Annotated in this window: 15 protein-coding genes, 1 tRNA gene and 1 pseudogene; 6 read left to right on the plus strand and 11 right to left on the minus strand. The window is 63.5% G+C overall.

The features are described 5' to 3' along the window. The first annotated feature begins 88 nt into the window (after positions 1-88). From XI02_RS44485 to XI02_RS44495, 3 genes are all read left to right on the plus strand, one after another. Entirely contained in the window at positions 89-1,051 is a 963-nt protein-coding gene (locus XI02_RS44485; protein ID WP_172646322.1) for a sensor histidine kinase, read from the plus strand. 246 nt (positions 1,052-1,297) lie between these two features. Then, a complete protein-coding gene (locus XI02_RS44490; protein ID WP_018269226.1) occupies positions 1,298-3,028 on the plus strand; it encodes a bifunctional diguanylate cyclase/phosphodiesterase in 1,731 nt (576 codons plus the stop codon). A 315-nt stretch (positions 3,029-3,343) separates the two neighbouring features. Beyond that, positions 3,344-3,748, plus strand: a complete 405-nt coding sequence (locus XI02_RS44495) for a YccF domain-containing protein (protein ID WP_016843571.1) — start codon at positions 3,344-3,346, stop codon at positions 3,746-3,748. Between the two features lie 21 nt (positions 3,749-3,769). Here XI02_RS44495 and XI02_RS44500 read toward each other — a convergent pair whose 3' ends face one another. The 3 genes from XI02_RS44500 to XI02_RS44510 all read right to left on the minus strand — a co-directional run bounded on the left by XI02_RS44500 (position 3,770) and on the right by XI02_RS44510 (position 6,352). After that, on the minus strand, positions 3,770-4,027 hold the full coding sequence (locus tag XI02_RS44500; RefSeq protein ID WP_240536778.1) for a GCG_CRPN prefix-to-repeats domain-containing protein: 258 nt from the start codon (positions 4,025-4,027) through the stop codon (positions 3,770-3,772). A gap of 110 nt (positions 4,028-4,137) precedes the next feature. Then, complete coding sequence (locus XI02_RS44505) at positions 4,138-5,178, minus strand: alpha/beta fold hydrolase (RefSeq protein ID WP_172646321.1); 1,041 nt, start codon at positions 5,176-5,178, stop codon at positions 4,138-4,140. Positions 5,179-5,272: 94 nt separating this feature from the next. Beyond that, positions 5,273-6,352, minus strand: a complete 1,080-nt coding sequence (locus tag XI02_RS44510) for an LLM class flavin-dependent oxidoreductase (protein WP_069278934.1) — start codon at positions 6,350-6,352, stop codon at positions 5,273-5,275. 130 nt (positions 6,353-6,482) lie between these two features. On the opposite strand from XI02_RS44510, the gene XI02_RS44515 reads away from it, so the two are divergent. Beyond that, positions 6,483-6,559 (plus strand) — tRNA-Arg (locus XI02_RS44515). 164 nt (positions 6,560-6,723) lie between these two features. Here the strand turns inward: XI02_RS44515 and XI02_RS44520 are convergent. The 4 genes from XI02_RS44520 to XI02_RS44535 are packed head-to-tail and all read right to left on the minus strand — an operon-like array spanning position 6,724 to position 10,834. Next, complete coding sequence (locus tag XI02_RS44520; protein ID WP_172646320.1) at positions 6,724-7,887, minus strand: MFS transporter; 1,164 nt, start codon at positions 7,885-7,887, stop codon at positions 6,724-6,726. Further along, positions 7,884-9,053 (minus strand): MFS transporter, encoded by a 1,170-nt coding sequence (locus tag XI02_RS44525; RefSeq protein ID WP_026192011.1) that lies wholly within the window; start codon positions 9,051-9,053, stop codon positions 7,884-7,886. The genes XI02_RS44520 and XI02_RS44525 overlap by 4 nt, the downstream gene beginning before the upstream one ends. A gap of 51 nt (positions 9,054-9,104) precedes the next feature. After that, positions 9,105-10,466 carry an NAD(P)-binding domain-containing protein gene (locus XI02_RS44530; protein WP_172648997.1) on the minus strand — a complete coding sequence of 454 codons (1,362 nt, stop codon included), beginning with the start codon at positions 10,464-10,466 and terminating at the stop codon, positions 9,105-9,107. A 50-nt stretch (positions 10,467-10,516) separates the two neighbouring features. Beyond that, the gene (locus tag XI02_RS44535; protein WP_016843578.1) at positions 10,517-10,834 is read right to left on the minus strand and encodes a helix-turn-helix transcriptional regulator; all 318 of its coding nucleotides are present in this window, start codon (positions 10,832-10,834) and stop codon (positions 10,517-10,519) included. Between the two features lie 116 nt (positions 10,835-10,950). On the opposite strand from XI02_RS44535, the pseudogene XI02_RS45925 reads away from it, so the two are divergent. Next, positions 10,951-11,160, plus strand: a pseudogene (locus tag XI02_RS45925) (ArsR/SmtB family transcription factor); the annotation flags it as partial. Between the two features lie 97 nt (positions 11,161-11,257). On the opposite strand, the gene XI02_RS44540 reads toward XI02_RS45925, so the two are convergent. The 3 genes from XI02_RS44540 to XI02_RS44550 form a co-directional block, all read right to left on the minus strand. Then, positions 11,258-11,578: a hypothetical protein gene (locus XI02_RS44540; protein WP_172646319.1), complete on the minus strand. Its 321-nt coding sequence runs from the start codon at positions 11,576-11,578 to the stop codon at positions 11,258-11,260. Positions 11,579-11,649: 71 nt separating this feature from the next. Further along, a complete protein-coding gene (locus tag XI02_RS44545) occupies positions 11,650-16,473 on the minus strand; it encodes an NAD-glutamate dehydrogenase (protein ID WP_194483347.1) in 4,824 nt (1,607 codons plus the stop codon). A gap of 374 nt (positions 16,474-16,847) precedes the next feature. Next, positions 16,848-18,791 carry a sigma-54-dependent Fis family transcriptional regulator gene (locus tag XI02_RS44550; protein ID WP_172646317.1) on the minus strand — a complete coding sequence of 648 codons (1,944 nt, stop codon included), beginning with the start codon at positions 18,789-18,791 and terminating at the stop codon, positions 16,848-16,850. 284 nt (positions 18,792-19,075) lie between these two features. On the opposite strand from XI02_RS44550, the gene XI02_RS44555 reads away from it, so the two are divergent. Next, positions 19,076-20,884: an NAD(P)/FAD-dependent oxidoreductase gene (locus XI02_RS44555; protein ID WP_172646316.1), complete on the plus strand. Its 1,809-nt coding sequence runs from the start codon at positions 19,076-19,078 to the stop codon at positions 20,882-20,884. A 96-nt stretch (positions 20,885-20,980) separates the two neighbouring features. On the opposite strand, the gene XI02_RS44560 is transcribed toward XI02_RS44555, so the two are convergent. Further along, the gene (locus XI02_RS44560; protein WP_026192013.1) at positions 20,981-21,400 is read right to left on the minus strand and encodes a CBS domain-containing protein; all 420 of its coding nucleotides are present in this window, start codon (positions 21,398-21,400) and stop codon (positions 20,981-20,983) included. Between the last annotated feature and the right edge of the window lie 174 nt (positions 21,401-21,574).

A 21,574-nucleotide genomic window follows, 5' to 3' on the forward strand; every position in this document is an offset into this window, starting at 1 on the left:
CCGCCTGTGGCCAGAAGGCCACAACTGCGGTTTTTCAGTCGCAGCGGCCTTATTTTGGGTCGCCTGTTCACGTGAACTGGAACGAGCAATGGCGAAATGGATCGATGATTTCAGGGCGTGTTGGCGGGGCGATGCCCAGCCGTCGGTGCGGCTTGCGGTCGCCTTCGCGGTGCTTTGTCTCGTTTTGGCCACGGCCGCGCGCTTCGGGCTGGCCCAGATCCGGCCGGACGTGTTCTTCACGCCCTATTTCCCGGCGGTGTTCTTTGCCACCGCCCTTGGCGGTTTTCGGATCGGGATCGCAACCGCGCTGGCGAGCGGCCTGCTCGGCGTGGTGCTCAATTTCAGCGGCGCGCACGCCGATCCGGCGCGCTTTGCGCTGTTGATGATCTTCTGGGTTGTGTGCGGCATCGCGATCTGGGGCGTGGAGCACTACCGTTCCCTGGTCGCGCAGCAGCGCGAAGTTTCCAAGCGGCTGATCGAGGAAGAGCAGTATCGCAAGGTCGTGGTCGACGAATTGCAGCACCGGCTGAAGAACAAGTCCTCGACCATTCATGCGGTGCTGCATCAGGCGCTGCAGGACCGGCCCGATGTCTGGCAGCGCATCGACCATCGCATCCGCGCGCTCTCGGCGACCGACGATCTGATCGCGCGGGTCGATGGCTATGGCTGCGATATCAAGGATTTGCTGCGCTCGGAACTCGGGCCCTACGGCCACGTGCGGTTCAACCTCAATGGCGAGCAGCTGTTCCTGCCCGCCAAGCTCGCCGTCTCGCTGGCGCTGATCTTCCATGAGCTCGCAACCAACGCCGGAAAATACGGCGCCTTCTCCTCGCCGCGCGGGTTTTTACAAGTGTCATGGACGGTCGATGACGGACGTCTCAACGTGATCTGGGACGAGACCGAAGGACCGGTGGTCGAGGCGATCGGCGAAGCCGGCTTCGGCACCAAGCTGCTCAAGTCGGCGCTGCGGCCGTTCGACGGCAGGACCGAAATCAGTTACCTGAAGACCGGTGTTCACTGCACCATGCAGTGCAAGCTTCCGAGCTGTTGATAAGTCGTCATTCCGGCACAGCCGCACGTGTTGGTGCAACCGCGCGCGCCGCAATCGCTTTCACCAGCGGCCGCAACCGACATTGATACTCTGTTAATGACGATTGCCGCGACGGCTTGCGAAAGCCGTCGCGGTCTCATTCTGTCACGGCATTTCGCAGGTCCGCTTAACCAAAACTACAACGGACTTTGCCAAGGTCGGCGCATGCATAGTCTCACCAGACACGATTTTCAGACGGGCGCGGCAGTGACCGGCCAAGACGATATTTCCAGCAATGAATTACGGATCCTGCGCGACCTTCTCCAACTGCTGCCGGCGGGCGTGACCGTTCAGGACGAGCAGGGCGAGCTCATTTTGGTGAATGAAGCAGCCGCGAGCCAGCTGCAGCTGGCGGCCAGCGCGAGCCAGCCGTCCTCGGTCGACGAGCGCCACGCCGCCAACCTCGACCTGCTGCGCAGCGGCCATCCGGTGGTGCTCGAGGAAGTGCTCTCCTGCGGCGCGTCCAAATACGTGTTCCTGACCTCGCACCGGCCGGTCCGGATCGCCGGTCGCAATCTCCTGATCTCGACCTCGACCGACATCAGCGAGCAGAAGGCGTTCGAGGACCAGCTGTTCCGCTCGGCCTATTACGACGAGCTTACCGGCCTGCCGACCCGCCGGGTGATCGAGCATCGCGTCAGCGGCCTGATCCGCGACGATTCGCAAAGCCATTTCGCGCTCGCCTTCCTCGACGTCGACAACTTCAAGCACATCAACGACTATTACGGCCACGCGATCGGCGATGCGCTGCTCGTCGAACTGTCGAAGCGGCTCGGCCACGCGCTGCGCGAAACCGATATCCTGTCGCGCATCTCCGGCGACGAATTCCTGCTGCTGCTCAACCCGATCAGCGGCAATGACGAAGTCGCCGAATTCATCCAGGTCATGCAGGAGCGGCTGAAGGCGCCGTTCTTCATCGAGGACTCCGAGATCTTCGCCTCGACCTCGATCGGCGTCAGCCTCTATCCCATGCACGGCCGGAGCTACGAGGCGCTGCGCCAGAACGCCGACATCGCGATGTACCGCGTCAAGAACAACGGCAAGGGCTCGACCGCGTTCTTCGACAACAGCATGGAGCGCGAGGCGCTGGCGCGGATGAAGATCGAGCAGTCGCTGCGGCTGGCGATCCTTGAAAAGCGCTTCTGCTGCGCGTTCCAGGCCAAGGTCGATATCCGCACCCAGGAGGTGAAGGGCATCGAGGCGCTGGTGCGGCTGCGCGACGACGAGGGCGTGATCCAGGCGCCGGGCACCTTCATCGATCTCGCGGTCGAACTCGGCCTGATCGACGAGCTGACGTTCCTGGTGCTGGCGGAGATCGTCAAGTCGATCGACCTGATCAACGACACGTTCGGCCCGACGGCGACGATCAGCATCAACGTCGCCGCCAAGCAAGCCTCCAACCTCGAATTCATGCGCCGGTTCGCGCGCGCGCTCGATGAGACCGGCTTCCCGAAGCGCTTCATGATCGAGGTGACCGAGGACGCGTTCGTGACCCGGTCGCACTTCCAGGACCAGATCCTGCCGATCCTGCGCGGCATCGGCGTCGGCATCTCGATCGACGATTTCGGCATCGGCTATTCGTCGCTGTCGGCGCTCGCCGACATCACCGCCGACGAGATCAAGATCGACCGCTCCTTCATCACCGACATCCATCAGCGGCCGCGCAGCCAGGGCATTTTGCGCGCGATCGAATCGCTGAGCGAGGCGCTCGGCATGACGGTGATTGCCGAGGGCATCGAGTCCTACGAGGAGCTCACCTATCTGCAGGCGGCGACCAAGATCCGCTACGCCCAGGGCTATTACTTCGCCAAGCCGATCTTCCTCGAGGATTTGAAGCCGGCGACGCCCGTCGCCAGCGAAGCGCGCGCCAGCATGGCCGCGCGCCCGGCCTTGGAAGGCCGCCAGACCTATTCGCGCGCCAGCGGTTTTAGGCGGTAGCAGGTTTCCCTCTTTCGCAAATTCGTCAGGCCCGGGCTTGACCCGGGCATCCACGTCTTCGGCTCCAACTGAAGTAGGACGTGGATGGCCGGGACAAGCCCGGCCATGACGACGTCGGATTTTGCAGCGGCAGCGCTCCTTCTCCAGCGCGGCCCTGTAGACGGCGTCGCTGACCTTCTTGTCGCGATAGAGAGCGATGCCGAGATCGTACAGCGCGGCCTCGTCACGGCAGGCGCGCGGTTAGGCCACACCTACCGCAGCGCCGGGCAGCGGCGTATATAGAGAATAGTCCCAAGCGGCGCGAAGGTGTCAGCCATGCAGCCTGTGTCTATCCTCCTGAACATCCTCTGGATCCTGATCGGCGGCGCGTGGATGGCGTTCGGCTGGCTGGTCGCCGCCGTGATCATGGCTGTGACCATTATCGGGCTGCCCTGGGCGCGCGCCGCCTTCAACATCGCCGTCTACACGCTGCTGCCGTTCGGCTCGCGTGCGGTGCGCCGAGATGAGGTGACCGGCACGTCCGACATCGGCACCGGACCGCTCGGGGTGATCGGCAATCTGATCTGGTTCATCCTGGCCGGCTGGTGGCTCGCGATCGGCCATGTGATCACCGCGATCCTGCTCGCGGTGACCATCATCGGCATCCCCTTCGCCTGGGCGCATCTCAAGCTTGCCGGCATCGCGCTGTGGCCGATCGGAAAGGTGATCGTGCCGGCGTGACGCTGGCCTGGCCGTCGGCGGCTAGAGCCAATCCTTCGTCGTCTGCGAACAGGCCTGGAGGTCGCGCCGCCAGATGAAGCCACCGCCGCCACACGGGGGGCGAGCGCGCGAGGTGGCGGGGCACTCGTTCCTGACCCGCGCGCCGGTGCCCCAGCCGTCGATCACGCAGGCACCTCGCGAGGTCCTGTGGCAACCGTCGCCGCATCCCTCTGCGGCATTGGCCGGGGTCAAGCCGAGAAAGGCACCGGCTGTCAGAAGCGTGATCAAGCCTGCTCTCATGATGTTCTCCATCGAGCTGTCGGTCGTGATGCTCCATTCGCGACACGAGCGTAGGCGATCTCGGTGCCGCTTGCCACCGAATCCGCGCACAAATTCTGGTGTCGGGGGGCTCAGCGCGCCGCTTCGCAGCCGGGGATGTCGAACACCGCGGTCAGGCCGCAGGGCGAGTTGAGCATCTTGCCGCCCGCATGACCGACGCCGGGCACATCCCATACGCGGTGGTTCGGCGTGCCCTCGTCGCGGGCCTGCATCGCGGCGGCATAGGAATGCCCGCGCGCGTAACGGTACGGCCCTTCGGCCTCCGCCATGCAGGATTTGTCGAGCGCGGGATGATTGGGGTTGGTGTCGAGCGTTCCGAGCAGATAGATCACGCGGCGCGCGACATAGGCCTGCTCCAGCGCGGCCGGCGAAGGCTCGGCAAGATAGGGCGGGCGGCTGTCCATGCCGAATTTCCAGCTGTTATAGCCGTGGCAGTTCGCCGCGATCGCGGCCTCCGGCCGCTCTTTGGTGAAATAGGCGTAGGAGGACGGATTGGCGACCACATAGCGCACGCCGATGCCCTGGCGCAGCAGCACCTGGTCGCCCCTCACCGCGATCGCATAGCGCTGCACCACCTGGCCGCCGCCGGAATGGCCGAACACGACGACCTGCTGCAGGTTTGGAAACAACTTGCGGTCGCCGAGCTTCGCCAGGATGGCGTCGAGCGCCTCGAATGAGCTCGCCGGGCTCGGCGCGAGCGCGGGCTCGCCGCCCTGCCAGCCATAGAGGCTCCAGCGCAGCGTCTCCGCCGGCAGCTTGAATGCCTCGACGTCGGACTCGATCAGGAATTGCGGCGCGATCATCAGCGCATGCTCGCCGGCATCGCCGGCCGCGGCCTGCGCGCTCAGCGCCGCGCGAAAATAGTCGTCGGCATTGCGCAGCACCCCGTGCAGCACGAGCACGGCGCGCGTGACATCCGGCAGCGGACTGGACCAGTCGGCCGAGAGGTAGAGCGGAAAGCTCGCATTGCCGACGGCAAGCCGCGCGTTGGCGATCTCCTTGACCGGCTTCAGGTCGCGCTCGGTCTGTGCCTGGGTCGCGGACGCTGCGGGTCCGTGCGCCGCCGCCACGACGAGCAATGCCGCGGCCGCAAGCCAGGCCCGGTGATGCATGGTTCGACTCCGTTGCTGCCGCGAGCTCGGCTGGATCATGGCGCGTCAGGCGCAGATTCACCCGTGAATTTTCGGAAAGCTTCCGGATCGCACCTCAGGCGACGAGCCGCCCGCGATTGTTGGCGGCGAGGATCGGGCGGATCAGGCGGCCGAACCGCTCGGCCTCCTCGTCGTGCAGATAGCCGGACAAGCAGAAGGAGTGGCAGCCGGCATCGATGAACTGCTGCAAGGTGGCGGCGCATTGCGCGGGATCGCCGACCACCGCGATGCCGGCGCCGGGCCGTACCTTGGTGATGCCGGTCCACAGATGCGGCATCAACAGATCGCCGTAGTCGCGCGCGAGCTGCTGCACGCGCTGGTTGGCCTCGGAACGATTGTAGAGCGTCTTCATCTCCTGCTTCTGCCGCTCGGTGGCGTGGCGCACCAGCTGGTCGGCCGCCTCCCAGGCATCCGCCTCGTTCTCGCGGCAGATCACCTGCAGCCGCATGCCGAAGCCGATCGCATCCTCGCGGTCATGCGCCCGCGCCATCCGCCGGATCTCGGCGATATTCTCCGCGATGCGCTCCGGCAGGTCGCCCCAGAACAGATGGACGTCGGAATGCTTCGCCGACACCTCCCAGGCCTGCCGCGAGCCGCCGCCGAGATAGAATTTTGGAAATGGCTGCTGCAGCGGCCGCGGCCGGATATGCGCGCCGGAGATGGTGTGAAACCTGCCCTGGAAATGCACCGGACCGCGCGTCGTCCATAGCGCCTTGAGGATCGAGACCTCCTCCTCCATCAGCGCGTAGCGCTCTTCCTTGGGTTGGCGCACGCCCTCGGCCTCGACCTCGCTCTCGTTCTGGCCGGCGATCAGATTGATGCAGATTCGCCCGCCCGACATCTGGTCGAAGGTCGAGATCATCTTGGCCATCAGCACCGGGTTGATATAGCCGGGCCTTGCTGCGATCAGCGGCTTGATCCGGCTCGAGCGCGCCGCCATGAAGGCGCCCGTGATCCAGGCCTCCCAGCACACCGAGCCGACCGGGATCAGCAGATACTCGAAGCCGGCATGCTCGGCGGCCGCGACCACGCGCTCGCAGAGTTCCGGCGAGCCGGCGATCTGCGCCTCCATCAGCCCATAGGCGGTGGTGTCGCCATGCGTGGGCAGATACCAGCCGAATTCCAGCGGACGCATGGGCAAACTCCCTCCAAAGACGGCCTTTTTCCGCGGCCTGTCATATTGTCGGGAGCCAGTTTACAGCCCTTGACCGGCCGGACAACGCCGTTGCCGACGCGGAGCCAATCAGCTAAATGAACCCCTGCACGCACCCGTAGCTCAGCTGGATAGAGCGTTGCCCTCCGAAGGCAAAGGTCACACGTTCGAATCGTGTCGGGTGCGCCAGTTTTTCTTTGTTTACAACGCGATATGAGCGTCCGAACCGAAATTCCAGTTCTGTCTCATTCGAGCGAGTAAGCAATCTGGATAAAATCGTCGCCGAGAGTCGATAGGTTGCTAACTGACAGTGTCGGTCAGAAGTTTGCCTCGCCTAAGGTGTTGCCACTCCGTTATGGCGCTTGTCTCGCTCGCAGAAAAAAAAGCGCGATGAATGCGGAGATCGACGCTAGCGCCGTGATCCATAACGCTCCTGCACCGAGATATTCAGCAAACAGGCCAACGGCGAGCGGCGCGACGGCACCGGTCGCGCGGGCCGGAACCGATAGCACGCCAACGCGACGGCCAAAGCCGTGCGGCCCAAACAGTGCGAGCGGTAGCGTGCCGCGCGCTATGGTCAAGATGCCATTGCCCGCACCGTAGAAGATGGCGAAGGCAGGGGCAAACACCGGTCCTCCAGCCGCAAGGACTACTATGCCGAGTGGATTCATGACCGTCGCAAGCCGAGTCGACGCAAGAGGATGGTAGCGGCTAAGCCAGCCCGCTTCGATAATCCGCGCTGCCACCTGTGCCGGGCCGATCAGGGTTCCCGCGAGCAGCGCTGCCGCCGGTGTTGCACCGAACTGCAAGAGCAGGGAAGGCATCAAGGCAGAAAGTCCCGAACTCACAAACCCGGTCGCCGCAAAGACATAAGCCACGAGGATCATGGCGACTGTCTCGCTTTGCTGCGCCGGCTCTGTGGGGCTTACCTCATCGGGCAAAGCCGCCTGGATTGGTTTAGCGCGCGGCAGCGACAGGTTCAGCGGCAGCGCCAACGCAATGTGAATAAGCGCCCAAACCTGGCACGCAATCCGCCAGCCAAAGTGCGCATCGAGATACGTGGTGATCGGCCAACCTATCGTGCTTGCGAAGCCTGCAATCAGGGTGATGCCGGTGATCGGCCTGCGGGCGGCGTATCCATACATACGCGTCAGTGTCGCAAAGGCGGCCTCATAGAGCCCCATCCCCATGCCAACGCCGAGGATGAGCCACGACGCGATCAACACAACGCTTCCGGACGCGAAAGAAAGAAGGACCAGTCCCGCCGCAAACACGACGTTCGAAACGGCAAGCAGCCCCCGGCCGCCGAACGTATCGATGAAATGCCCAACACGCGGTCCCAGGAGGCCCGCGATGATCAGGCCGACCGAAAGCGCGCCGAAAACGAGAGTCGACGAGATCCCAAGGTCGCGGGCGATCGGATTGGCAAGAATCGCCGGCAGATAATAGGTGGAGGCCCACGCCAGCGTCTGGCTGGAGCCAAGCGCCATTATGATTGGAAGCTGACGTTGACTCATCCCTGTGGCGCCCTCGCCCTCGACCAATAGAGCGCGACGGGGCCGAGCAGAATGCCTGCCGCGAGTACGGCAAACGCTGCCGCCCAGGCGGTGGCACTCGATGGTCCGCCCGCCGCATCCAGCGCGACGCCAAGGGCCCACGCGCCCAAAGCCGACAGACTAAAGCCAACGGTCGAATGCACGGCCATCGTTGCGCCGCGGTAGTTGGGATCGGCGGCCATCGTCATTCCCGAGGTCAACGCACCGGAATCGGCGGGCACCGTGATGGCGTAGACCAACACCAGCGGCAGCAACAGCCATGGCGATTTGTCGGCGAACGCGCCGATCAGCAGCGCCACGCAAGCAGAACTCAACATCACGGCGGTGATGGCGCGATGTCGACCGAACCGGATCGCGCATTCGTTGCCGAGGATGCTAGCCGGCATCGCGAGCAAGGAGAAAAGCACGCTGACGACGACGGGCGTCAGGAGTGAGCCTTCCGAGTTCCTCACCGCCACGAAAGTCCAGAATCCAACCAGCCAGGTGCGGATGCCGTAAAGCTCAAAGCAGTGGGCGCCATAGCCGAGAACAAAGCCCATGGCGTTGCTGTTGCGGAACACCGGCGCGAAGTCCAAGAGGCGGCCCTGCGCGGGTTTTGGCGCCACCGGCCGCAGCAGGAAGCAGACCGAAAGCATCATCAGCGGGCCCAGCGCTGTCACGAGGAAGGCTGAGCGCCAGCCCAAAGCTTCCGCAACGAGTTGCGAGACCAGGAACGACAGCCCGACGCCGAACGAAAAGCTCGACGTATACAGCGTGACCGCGCGGGATGAATCGCCGGGTGCCAGCCGGTCAGTCAGCGCCTTGAGACCGGGCATATAAGCGCCCGCGAAGCCGATGCCCGCAATGGCGTTGAACAATGCTCCGGACCAGAGGCCGGTCGCAAACAGGCCGAACAGCAATGTACCGAGTGCACTGACCGCCGAGCCCGCAATCAGGATCTTGCGCGCGTCGATCCGGTCAGTCAGCGTGGCCAACACCGGCACCGTCAACATGTAGCCAGCTGCGCCCGAGCCGGCGAGAAGGCCAGCCTGCGCACCGCTCAGGTGCCATTCCGGAATCAGGAATGCGGCAAGTATCGACGGCACGACGACATGCGGGAGCAAGCTACCGAGCTGCCCCACACACATCGCCGCGATGACGGATCGCCCCTCTAGCGTCAGCATTCGCACCTTTCCGCGCTAAGCTGCGCAGCCACAGCCAGCTTTTCCTGCACCCTTCGCCTTAGCATCATCGACGCAACAGGCGTCCGCCCGTTCGGTGGCCGACCCGCCACAGCATTCGACCTGTCCCGGTGTCGCGCTGCGGCTGCACACGCCTGTCTCGGGCAATACGAGTTCAACCCGCGCTGCCGCTTCATTGTCACCGGCAATTTTGGCCGCAATTGACCGCACCTGCTCGTAGCCGGTGAGCATCAGGAACGTTGGCGCACGCCCATATGACTTCATGCCGGCGAAGTAGAATCCCGGCTCGTCCTGCGCGAGTTCGGCCGCGCCATGTGGGCGTACTGTGCCGCAGCTATGTTCATTGGGGTCGATCAGCGGCGCCAGCGCGATCGGGCATTCGATGGCCGGATCGAGCTGAATCCGAAGTTCACGCAAGAATTCGAGGTCGGAACGGAACCCCGTCGCGACGATTAGTTCGTCAGCCACAATGCTCCGGTCGCAGCATCCGGCAGTGGCAAGCTTCAGGCGCTCGCCGTCACGGTCGATGCGAGTCACAGGGAAGCTGGCTTCCACTCGGATTTGCCCAGAAGTTACCAGCCCTGCCAGAGCCATTCCCAGTTCGCCACGCGCCACGAGTTTGTCATTGACGCCCCCGCCAAGAGCTTTGGCAGGATTGTCACCGCGCAAGATCCAAATGACTTCGGTGCTTGCAGCCTGAGATTTCAGATTCGTGAGTTCGATTAGCGTGCCAACCGCAGAATGCCCAGCCCCGAGCACGGCGATGGCCTTTCCAGCATACCGGGCGCGATCCTTGCCGAGCACGTCGGGCATCCCGTACGCGATCTTGGTAGCGCTCTCCCGCTCGCCGAGGGCCGGAAGACCGTTTGCGCCACCAGGGTTCGGCGAGAACCAAGTACCTGACGTATCGATCACCGCATCGGCGCGAATGCTTTTCGGGCCTTGCCCGTTTTGGTAACGAAGCTCGAAAGGCGCGTCGCCGCGGCCTTTGGTCTTGAGCTTGTCGAAACCAACGCGACTGATGTCGGTCACGCGGCTTGATGTATGAATGTGATCCTTGAGCACCGTGCGGTGAGCCAGCGGTTCGAGATACTGCGACAGCAACTCACCGCCGGTCGGATATTGCTTTGGATCCGGCGAATTCCAACCGGTTGGCGCCAGCAAGCGCTCAGCCGCTTTGTCGACGTTGTATTCCCACGGCGAGAACAACTGCACGTGGCTCCACTGCCGCATCGCATGACCAATTTCCGGACCTGCTTCCAGAACGGCCGGTGTCATTCCGCGTTCAATAACATGAGCAGCGGCGGCAAGTCCGACAGGACCTGCGCCAATGATAGCAACCGACTTCGACTGTTCGATTTTGCTTCTCCTATCAAACTAGAAATATCGAAATTTTCGACCTGAAAAGATCAGGCCGCAGTGCTTGTATCCTTGCATTCGGTCGCATCGGCGCAGCATTCGGCAACTAGAAAGTCGACCAGCCCCTGCATCACGTCATAGTTGGCGTGACACGTCAGAGTCGTTGCCTCCCGCACCTGGGTGATGAGGCCGGCGGTCACGAGCGTCTTGACGTGGTGCGACAGGGTTGATGGCGCGATTTTTAGTTTATCCTGCAATCGGCCGACGGGCAGACCAGCCTGCCCAGCGCGAACAAGGGCACGATAGATCTTGAGCCGGGTCGGATTGCCCAAAGCTTCAAGGTGCATGGCTGCGTCATCCAGTTTCATGTCCATAATCTGTCGCAACAGCTTCAGAATGTCAACTATATTTCTAGTATTATCGAAATAAAGACGACGAACGATCGCCTAAACGGTTTTCTGATATAATCAATAATTCTCGATATATGGAACCAGAGCAAGCCATCTTGGCACTCGCCGCACTGGCCCAGCCGACCCGGCTCGATGCTTTTCGCCTGCTGGTGAAGAACGAACCGGAATGACTGGCGGCTGGCGATATCGCCAAGGCCCCGTCGGTCCCGCAAAACACCATGTCATCGCATCTGGCGATCCTGTCGCGCGCGGGATTGGTGGCGGCTAAGCGTTTCGGCCGCTCGTATACCGCGCCGAACTCGAGGTCGCGCTTTTGCGAGCGCCATTTCCGCTTCGTTTGCCGCCGATCAATTGTAGCCTTTGCTGCGGCTTCCCGCGGCTTTAAGGGATTCTTGCCACAACGTTGGGACGGTTTTTCTCGAGCCAGGCGACGGCCTCGGGTCCATCGACGACACACTCGAAGGTTTCCCAGGTTGGGTCCTCCAGAGATTCCAGTTGCAGTCGCTTCGCCGCATATTCAACGAGGTCGTGCAGGCGTTCGTATCCTTGTCTGTGCTCGAGGGAATCTGCAATCGCGGTGCTGGTCCATCCTCGTTGGGCCAAATCGACAATGCTCGGAGCGTCAGCTTCGCTGAACCACGGTGTGGCATCGAACTCGATGCAGCGAACATTGTCGGCGGTATGGCAGGTGGCGTGGATCATTGGATTCCTCCGTTTGCCGGCAAACTACCTGCGCCAGCATTGCGCTTCTCACATCGCCGCCTCGCACGCCTTCAGGCCTTGACCAAGTCCCCCAGCAGGTTCGCCGCCACCGTCAGCTTGGCGAGGGTCAGGCCGCTGGCAGCGATCTCCTCGACCGAGCGGCGGATACGCGTCGCCTCGGGGTGAGCCGCGAGCCAGGTCTCGACGGCCTGCTGGCCAGACTGGCCGGTTGCCAGCATATCGGCGGCCAGTCTCCTCTCGGCGCCGGCGATCTGCTCGACGGCGCGATCGATGGCCATGCGTTCGAAATAATCGTTGGCCGGCACATTGCGAGCGGCGGCGATGATGCGGTCGAGGCGGAAATTCGCCTCGGCGGCGTAGAAGGTCGCGGCGGCATCGCCGATGGGGCGGGTGGTGCGCTCGGCGACCGTCACGATGTCGGGAGCCGAGACCAAAGCGTCAAGATCGGCGAGCTCGCCGGCGAGGCCGGCCGGGACACCGGCGTCGGCGAGTTCCTGCCGCCGCTTGACGCGCGCGGCTTGCAAGTCCGGCGGCAAGGCAGTGTCGAGCCCGGCGACGATCTGGCGGATCGCCGGGCCGAAGCGCGCGACGACGGCCTCCAGCCCGTCCTTGAAATCGACATTGCGCACGTACCAGACCATGCGGGAGAGCAGGAGGTCCTGCACCGAAAGGTAGAGGGACAGCTGCAGCTGCCCGTCGATGCAGGCGTCGAGCGCGTCGATCGCGTCATTGAGCCACTTCAGGCCGAAGCATTCATCGACCGCCACATAGGCCATGACAATGGTCGGAATATCGGCGTCGGTCTCGTCGATCAGGCGCACGACGCAGGCCGGGCCGCCGCGATTGATTACCGCATTGGCGAGACTGGTCGCGATGATCTCCCGCCGCAGGCGATGCAATCCGGCCGCGGTCGGAAATTTGTCCTGAACCTCGCGCGGAAAATACTGGGATAGCTCGCGGGCGAGATAGGGGTCATCGGGCACGCTGGTGACGAGCAGGTCATCGTAGAGGGTCAGCTTGGCGTAGGCCAGCAGCACGGCAAGCTCGGGCCGCGCCAGCGACTGGCCGCGCCGTGTGCGCTCGGTGAGCGCGGCGTCGTCGGGCAAGAACTCCACGGCGCGGCTGAGCAAGCCGCGCTGTTCGAGCGACTGCATCAGGCGGGTGAGGAAGCCGGTCTCGGCCACACCCTTGCGCTCTGCCAGCGAGAGCGCCAGCGTCTGCAGATAGTTGTTGCGCAGCACCAGCGCGCCGACCTCGTCGGTCATCGCGGCAAGCAGGCTGTTGCGGTCGGCGGGACTGAGCCGTCCCTCGCGCTCGGGGCGCGCCAGCGCGATCTTGATGTTGACCTCGACGTCGGACGTGTTCACGCCGGCCGAATTGTCGATGGCGTCGGTGTTGAGCTTGACGCCCTTCTGCGCCGCTTCGATGCGGCCGCGCTGGGTAACGCCGAGGTTGGCCCCTTCGCCGATCACCCGGGCGCGCACGTCGCCACCCGCGATGCGGATCGGATCGTTGGCGCGGTCTCCGACCTGATCGTCGCTTTCCCCGGAGGAGCGGACATAGGTGCCGATGCCGCCAAACCACAACAGGTCCGCGCGAGCCTTCAGGATCGCCGTCATCACCTCGAAAGGCGTGGCTTGCGGCTTGTCGAGATCGAGCAGCGTGCGCACTTCCGGCGCAAGCGGGATCGCCTTGAGCGAGCGCGAGAACACGCCGCCGCCCTGCGAGATCAGCGACTTGTCGTAGTCCTGCCAGCTCGATCGCGGCAGATCGAACAGGCGCTTGCGCTCGGCGAAGCTGGTCGATGGATCGGGCGAAGGATCGATGAAGATGTCGCGATGATCGAAAGCCGCCACAAGCCTTGTCGCCGGCGAGAGCAGCATGCCATTGCCGAAAACGTCGCCCGACATGTCGCCGACGCCGACCGCGGTGAACGGCATGGTCTGAATGTCGGTGCCGAGCTCGCGGAAGTGGCGCTTGACCGCCGTCCAGGCGCCGCGCGCCGTGATCCCCATCTTCTTGTGGTCGTAACCCTGGCTGCCGCCGGATGCGAAGGCATCGCCGAGCCAATGGTTCTTCTCGGCCGAGATCGCGTTCGCGACGTCGGAGAAGGTGGCGGTGCCCTTGTCGGCGGCAACGACGAGGTAGGGGTCGTCGCCATCGTGGCGCACGGTGGATTCGGGCGGCACGACGATGTCGCCGTCGAGATTATCGGTGAGTTCGAGCAGCGAGCGAACGAAGATGCGATAGCTTTCGGTGCCCTCCGCGAGCCAGGCGTCGCGCCTGGAAGGCGGCGGCAGACGCTTGGGCACGAAGCCGCCCTTGGCACCGACCGGCACGATCACGGCGTTCTTGACCTGCTGCGCTTTCACCAGGCCGAGGATCTCGGTGCGGAAATCCTGCGGCCGGTCGGACCAGCGCAAGCCACCGCGCGCAACCTTGCCGAAGCGCAGGTGGATACCTTCGACACGAGGGGAATAGACGAAGATCTCGTAGAGCGGTCGTGGAGCGGGCAAGTCGTCGATCCGGCGCGCGTCGAACTTGAAGGAGATCACCGGGCGCGGATGTCCATCCTCGCCGATCTGCCACAGATTGGTGCGAACGGTCGCCTGCACCAGATTGGTGAAGCGGCGCAGGATGCGGTCTTCATCGAGCGAGGCGACGGATTTGAGCTGTTCCTCGATCTCCGCAAGCAAAGCCGCCTCGCGCGCCGTGCGCTCGCGATCGGTAAGGACGAGGCGCGGATCGAGGCGGGTCTGGAACATCGCGACCAGGCTGGCCGTGATCGCGGCGTTCTTGCGCAAGGTCTCCCACATGTAGTCCTGGGTGAACGGAGCGCGGATCTGGTGCAAATAACGCGACAGCGCCCGGATGGTCGAGACTTCCCGCCAGCTTAGGGCGGTACGCAGGATCAGGCCGTTATATCCGTCGGATTCGGCGCGATCGGTCACCACCGCCATGATCGAGGCTTCCAGGCGATGGCTGAATTCCGGGTTGATCTCGATGGGCTGGCCGTCACTGGTCTCGATCGTCATGTCGTGCAGCCAGACCGGCTCCGGCCTGTTACCGGGCACGATCTGATAGGTGCGTTCGTTGACCACGCGCAGGCCGTGATTTTCGATCACGGGCACGCGGTAGGACAACGACAGCGGTACGGCGTCCGAAAACACCTTGAGGCCGAAGCGCCTCGGATCGTCGCCTTCGATGCGGTAAACCGAGATCGTTACCGGGCGGGCCGGCGTCAGCTTTTCGACGGTCGTGATATCGGCGATCGCCTGTTCCGCACCGAACACCTCGGTATAGCCGCCGCTGAAGGCCTGGGCATATCGGTTGGTGAGCATGCGCGCCCGCATGCCATCGGTCGACGCGGTGAGCGCGGCCTTCAGCTTGTCGGCCCAGGTCGCGGCAATGGCGCTGATCCCGGCTTCGAGCAGGGCGCGGTCGACGACGGGCGTTTTGCCTTCATAGCGCCCGATGATGAAGTGGACGCGCGCAAGCGCCCCTTCAGGGAATGATACGTAGGAGGCGGACAGCTTCCCTTTGTAGGACTGCGCCAAGAAGCTTCCGACGCGCGTGCGGACGTCGGTGTCGTATTTGTCGCGCGGAATGAAGGTGAGGATGGAGACAAAGCGATCGAACTTGTCGACCCGCGGCAGCGCCCGGACGCGCGGACGCTCGTAGAGGATCAGGATCTCGATGACGAAGTTGTAGAGCGTGTCGACGTCGATCTGGAACAGCTCGTCGCGCGGATAATCTTCGAGAATATGCATCAGCGCCTTGCCGGAATGGCCGTTCGGGTCGAAGCCCGCGCGCTGCAGCACCCGCGAAACCTTGTGGCGGACATAAGGGATCTGCCGTACCGAGCGAGTATAGGCGCCCGAGGTGAAAAGGCCGACGACGCGCAATTCGCCTTCGAGCCGGCCGTCGGGCGAGTAGAGTTTGATGCCCACATAATCCATCCGGGTGCGGCGATGGACGCGGCTGGAGACATTGGCCTTGATGACGATCAGCAGGGTCGGCTCGTGCATGAATTCGCGGATTTCCGGCGTCATCACCACCATTTCGCTGCCGCGGCGCAGGACCTTCACGTCCGGATCGCGCAGGATGCCGAGGCCTTCGCCGGTTGTAATGTCGTCCGACGCGTCGCTGTCGGGCGAGAAGCGATATTTGCGCACGCCGAGGAAAGTGAAATTGTCCGCGCAGAGCCATTGCAGGAACTGATTGGCTTCGGCGAGTTCGTCGATCGGCAGCGGCGGCGGATTTGAAGAGAACGTCTTGATCGCTTCCTCGACACTGTCACGCATGACGCGCCAGTCGGCAACGCAGGCGCGGACATTGTTCAACGTCCTGGTCAGGCCGTCGATCAGCTTCTGGCGATCGGAATCCGCGTCCAGGCGGGTGATGTGGAGATGAATCAGGCTTTCGCGCGCGCCCTTTGCTCCCTCCGGCAGTGCTTCCCCGTAGAATCGCAGCAGCTTGCCCCCATCATCGCGCTCCACGGCGATGATCGGGTGAGCGACCAGGGTGACCTCAAGGCCCTGCTCGGCGAGCTCCGCCATGGTGGAGTCGAACAGGAAAGGCATGTTGTCGTTGAGAATTTCGAGCACGGAAACCTCGCGCCCGTTCGGCAATGTCGGATTGACGACGCGGATATCGGCGCTGCCGGCCGTGCGCCGCTGCACGTGCTCCCAGGCCTGCTCAGCCAGGAGGGCAAGCGAGGCGGCATCGTAATTGGCGAGATCCTCGATATTGGTGTAGCCGAACAAGGGCTCGGCAAAGGCCCGAGGGCTCTTGCCCGCTGGCACGCTGCCCGCTGCATCGCGGATCAGGGCTGCCCGGGCCTTGTCGTCACGCCACGCCATAATGTCCTCCATTTGCCGTGCCGTCCGATCGCAGCCGCGACCATCCGCTTGATTCTGGAGTGCATCTCTTCGTGCGTCGCGATCGAATGCTACGCAAAATCCTAGCTTCGACGGCTGCCGACGACAATACTACGATCCCGCAGCGAAGGGGGGCGCACGCTGTCGTGAGGCGTGTCGAATTTCGCTTGCGACAGCGGTTGAGCCGAAGCCAGCGGCGACGGCGGTCGAACGCCTGGGCGGGAAAAATCGCATGCAATTTCAATTATGTACGGGTTCGTGGTTTTGTTCTGAATGGCGCGCCATTTTTCCACCATTCGGCAAGCCACCGTTCGGCAGCGATGTCCTATCTGACCAGGGCGGTCAGCGACGGCGGGCAGCGACTGCGCTCAGCTCAGGTCTTTCGGCATCGTGATGCCGAAGCGGAGAATCTGGCGATGGATGGTCGAGCGATCGACGCCGCGTTCGCGCGCCACCCGCGAGACGTTCCAGCGATTGTTGCGCAAGGCCGTCAGTAGCGCATCGGCTTGCCGCGAGGTCGCCGCTCCGCCTCGTACCGGCTTTCCGGAGCTGTCCTCACGCAAAGGCTGAGCGATCCGGTCCGGCAGATCGGCAAGATCGATCGTGCCGTCGTTCGACAGCGCGCAGCCATGATCGAGCGCATTGATCAGCTCGCGGATGTTGCCAGGCCATTGGTACTTGAGCAGCGCGCTGCGCGCGCTTGCCGTCAGCGCATAGTTGGCCTTGTGCTCCGTCGAAAGCCGATGCAGGGATTGATCGATCAGCCACTCGATATCGGTGCGCTGACGCAGCGGAGGCAGCGCAAGCACCGCGCCGTTGAGGCGGAAATAGAGATCCTCGCGGAACTGCCCCGCCTTCACCAGCGCGACAAGGTCGCGATGGGTGGCAGCGATGACGCGGACATTGAGCGGGACCGGCCGGGTGCGACCGACCGGTGTCACCTCGCGTTCGGCAAGCACGCGCAACAGGCGCGTCTGCGACGAGATCGGCATGTCGCCGATCTCGTCAAGGAACAGGGTGCCGCCGTCGGCTTCGAGCACGAGACCCTTCTTGCCCTTGGCCGCCGCACCGGTGAAGGCGCCCGCCTCGTGGCCAAACAGCTCGCTTTCGATCAGGCTTTCCGGCAGCGCGGCACAGTTGACCGCGACGAAAGGTCTGCCTGCCCGCGCACTGACCGAATGCAGCGCCTTCGTCAGGTGCTCCTTGCCGGTGCCGGTTTCGCCGGTGATCAGCAAGCCCATCTGGGTATTGATGAGCTTGGCGGCGCGCGTCACCACGTGATGCATGGCGGGATCGCCGCGGAACAGGTTGCGCAGCGGCGCCGGAAGCGCCGACTCGCTGCGGGAGGAGGCCGGCGCCGCCAGCTTGTTCGGGGGCGGCAGGGTTTGCGCGAACAGCGTCGCGCCGCTGTTGGCAAGCCGCAGCGTGCGCTGACCGGTGGGGCGCGAATGGGCGAAGCGCGGCAGATCGTCGATGGAGCATTCGAAGATGTCGGACACGCCGAAGCCGTCGGCCCGCAGGCGAAGGTCCGGACGCCTAGCCAGTTCGCGGGCGAGCAGCTGCCTTGCGCGATTGTTGAAGCCGATGATGCGGCCGCCGCTGTCGACGGCCATCACATAATCCGGATCGACATCGGCGAATTCCGCGGAGCCGGACAGCTTGATGATCCATTCCTGCCGGAAACGGTTCAGCAGGTTCGCATTCTCGATCTTGTGAGCGAACGACTTGACCAGTTGCAGCGCAAGGAACTGGCTGGCCTTCGGTTCCGGCGAGCGCAGCGCAGAGATGTCCAAGACCGCAGCGAGCTTGCCGCTGGGATCGAAGACCGGCGCGGCCGTGCAGGTCAGCGGAATATGGGTGGCGTCGAAATGGTCGGATTGATGCACCGTCAGGGCTTCTTCGGTCGCGATGCAGGTGCCGACGGCGCAAGTGCCGGCATGCGGCTCGTTCCAGTCGGCGCCGAGATAGAGGCCCGCCTTGCGAAGCGTGTTGTTGAATGTCGGGTCGCCGATGAAATCCACCGTGATGCCCCTGGCATCGGTGAGCAGCAGCACATAGCCTAGCCCGGCGATCTGACGATACAGCATCTCGACGCCGAAGCGCGCCGTGTGGAGGAATTCGTCCATGGCGTCGCGGTGCTCGCGCAGCCGCCCGGATGTCACGATATGAGCGTCGCGCAGCACCAACGGATCGAGCTTGTGTTCGGAGACGCATCGTACCCACGACTGATGGATGATTGCATCACGCGCGCTGGTCTGGCCGACCGCAACGCGAACCAGCTCGTCGATGTGCGCAGCCCGCTCCGTCGTCACGGCTGATGCTCCTGGATGTTTCCCCGCACGTTGTTGCGTCGAGTGTCACTCGGATTGTGCCGCCGATCAAGTTTGTTGCGTGCAACACCTGTTGCATGGCGCAACAAGTGAGGCGGCCTGGCGCCGGCAGTTAACGCGAGGAAATGCCGAGCGTTTTTCGAGATGCGCCGCAGTGGCACGAGGCTTGCTGACATGGTGGTCGAGGCAAGATTCGACCTCGCTAACGAACGCGCCGGACCCACGACGCACAGGCGATCGACGCCGGCATATGGGAGAATGAAACCATGCTCACGAAGGCCCCGGACGGAAAGATCACCGCGCTGCTCGACGAGTTCAACGCCGCATTGTCGTCGGGTGACATCGAACGCGCGGTCGCGCTGTTCCAGACCGATTGCTACTGGCGCGATCTGGTCACGTTCACCTGGAACATCAAAACCATGGAAGGCAAGGATCAGATCCGCGACATGCTGAAGGCGCGGCTTGCGGACAGCAAACCATCGGGATGGCGCATTGCCGATGGCGAAGTTGCCAGCGAGGCCGGCGGCATCATCGAGAGCTGGATCGAGTTCGAGACCGATGTCGCGCGCGGCTATGGTCACCTGCGCATGAAGGATGGACGCATCTGGACCTTGCTCACCACCATGGCCGAACTCAAGGGACATGAGGAGAAATCCGGCTTCACCCGTCCGCTCGGCGCCAAGCACGGCCATGGCAAGGACCGCAAGAGCTGGCGCGAGGAACGCGACCAGGAAATCACCGAGCTGGGTCATGCAAAACAACCCTATGCGCTGATCATCGGCGGTGGCCAGGGCGGCATCGCGCTTGGCGCGCGCCTGCGGCAACTGAACGTGCCGACCATTATCATCGAGAAGAACGAACGCGCCGGCGATTCCTGGCGCAAGCGATACAAGTCGCTCTGCCTGCACGATCCGGTCTGGTACGACCATCTGCCCTATATCGACTTCCCGAAGAACTGGCCGGTGTTCGCGCCGAAGGACAAGATCGGCGACTGGCTGGAGATGTACACGAAGGTGATGGAGCTCAACTACTGGAGCTCGACCACGGCGAAGTCGGCCAAGTATGACGAGAAGGCCGGGGAATGGACTGTCGTGGTCGAGCGCGACGGCAAGGAGATCACGCTGAAGCCGAAGCAGCTCGTGCTGGCGACCGGCATGTCGGGCAAGGCGAACTGGCCCACCTACAAGGGGCAGGACATCTTCAAGGGTGAGCAGCAGCATTCCTCGACCCACCCGGGGCCGGAGAAATATCGCGGCAAGAAGGTGGTGGTGATCGGTTCGAACAACTCCGCCCACGACATTTGCGCGGCGCTGTGGGAAGGCGGTGCCGACGTCACCATGGTGCAGCGCTCATCCACGCACATCGTGAAGTCCGACACGCTGATGGATATCGGGCTCGGCGCGCTCTATTCGGAGCAGGCGGTGGCGAGCGGGATGACCACGCGCAAGGCCGACCTGATCTTCGCCTCGCTACCCTACAAGATCATGCACGAATTCCAGATCCCGCTCTATGAACAGATGCGCGAGCGCGACAGGGATTTCTACGCCGCGCTGGACAAGGTCGGCTTCATGCATGATTGGGGCGACGACGGCTCCGGCCTGTTCATGAAGTACCTGCGCCGCGGTTCGGGCTATTACATCGACGTCGGCGCCTGCGATCTCGTGATCGACGGTTCGATCAAGCTCAAGAGCGGCAAGGGCGCCGCGGTGCAGGAGCTGACCGAAACCGGCGTCAGGTTCGTGGACGGCAGCGAACTCCCCGCCGATCTCATCGTCTATGCCACCGGCTATGGCTCGATGAACGGCTGGGCCGCCGACCTGATCTCGAGGGACGTCGCCGACAAGGTCGGCAAGGTCTGGGGCCTCGGATCCGAGACCACCAAGGATCCCGGCCCGTGGGAGGGCGAGCAGCGCAACATGTGGAAGCCGACCCAGCAGCAAGCGCTTTGGTTCCACGGCGGCAACCTGCACCAGTCGCGGCATTACTCCCAATATCTGGCGCTGCAGCTGAAGGCGCGGATGGAGGGCATCGCGACGCCGGTCTACGGCTTGCAGAAGGTTCATCACCTGGGTTGATTGCCCGGGCGATATCGCGACGTCGGGCGGATCGTCGGGCGATCCGCCGCTCGACAGATTGGCCGGTCTGCCGGATTCCCGCAGACCGGCCTCGCTTCAATGATGAGCAGACACGCTCTTCATACATTGGGACACGAGATCGGCACCGGCAAAGTGGCCTATATCCCCCAGGCTGACCATGCCGACCATCCGTTTGCTCTTGTTGATGACAGGCAGCCTGCGGACCTTCAGCGTTTCCATGTGGTGCACCGCTTTCGTCAGATCGTCGTCTTCCCGGCAGCAGTGGATGCCTTCGGTCATCACATCCCGCGCCGTGGTCCGCGCAGAGTTGAAGTCCTTGCTCGCAAGACCTTTGCAGACGAGGTCGCGATCCGTCACCATCCCGATCAGACGATCGTCTTGCCCGATCGGAATGCAGCCGATGTCGTGGCCTTGCATCAATTTCGCGATTTCGGTGATTGGAGTGTCGGGGCTTACCCAATCGACGCCCTTGTGCATTACGTCCTTGACTTTCATGGAGGACCTCCCGTCCAAGGCAGCAGCCCCCTTGCTCGCAATTATACAACAGAGCTGGCGAAGCTGCATCCGTGCTGCGCCTTAGGGCGCGATGAAACCGGGTCGAATCGTCATCGCGCATCAGCCCCCTGCTTGAGCATGATCTCCGCGCAAACGCATGCCGCCTTCGCCGCG

It is taken from the genome of Bradyrhizobium sp. CCBAU 21365, assembly GCF_015291305.1.
GTDB lineage: Bacteria > Pseudomonadota > Alphaproteobacteria > Rhizobiales > Xanthobacteraceae > Bradyrhizobium > Bradyrhizobium elkanii.

Coding starts and splice junctions, on each gene's coding strand:
- XI02_RS44485 (WP_172646322.1), top strand. CDS start 89: ATGGCGAAATGGATCGATGATTTCAGGGCGTGTTGGCGGGGCGATGCC.
- XI02_RS44495 (WP_016843571.1), top strand. CDS start 3,344: ATGCAGCCTGTGTCTATCCTCCTGAACATCCTCTGGATCCTGATCGGC.
- XI02_RS44500 (WP_240536778.1), bottom strand. CDS start 4,027: ATGAGAGCAGGCTTGATCACGCTTCTGACAGCCGGTGCCTTTCTCGGC.
- XI02_RS44505 (WP_172646321.1), bottom strand. CDS start 5,178: ATGCATCACCGGGCCTGGCTTGCGGCCGCGGCATTGCTCGTCGTGGCG.
- XI02_RS44510 (WP_069278934.1), bottom strand. CDS start 6,352: ATGCGTCCGCTGGAATTCGGCTGGTATCTGCCCACGCATGGCGACACC.
- XI02_RS44520 (WP_172646320.1), bottom strand. CDS start 7,887: ATGAGTCAACGTCAGCTTCCAATCATAATGGCGCTTGGCTCCAGCCAG.
- XI02_RS44525 (WP_026192011.1), bottom strand. CDS start 9,053: ATGTGTGTGGGGCAGCTCGGTAGCTTGCTCCCGCATGTCGTCGTGCCG.
- XI02_RS44535 (WP_016843578.1), bottom strand. CDS start 10,834: ATGAAACTGGATGACGCAGCCATGCACCTTGAAGCTTTGGGCAATCCG.
- XI02_RS44540 (WP_172646319.1), bottom strand. CDS start 11,578: ATGATCCACGCCACCTGCCATACCGCCGACAATGTTCGCTGCATCGAG.
- XI02_RS44545 (WP_194483347.1), bottom strand. CDS start 16,473: ATGGAGGACATTATGGCGTGGCGTGACGACAAGGCCCGGGCAGCCCTG.
- XI02_RS44555 (WP_172646316.1), top strand. CDS start 19,076: ATGCTCACGAAGGCCCCGGACGGAAAGATCACCGCGCTGCTCGACGAG.
- XI02_RS44560 (WP_026192013.1), bottom strand. CDS start 21,400: ATGAAAGTCAAGGACGTAATGCACAAGGGCGTCGATTGGGTAAGCCCC.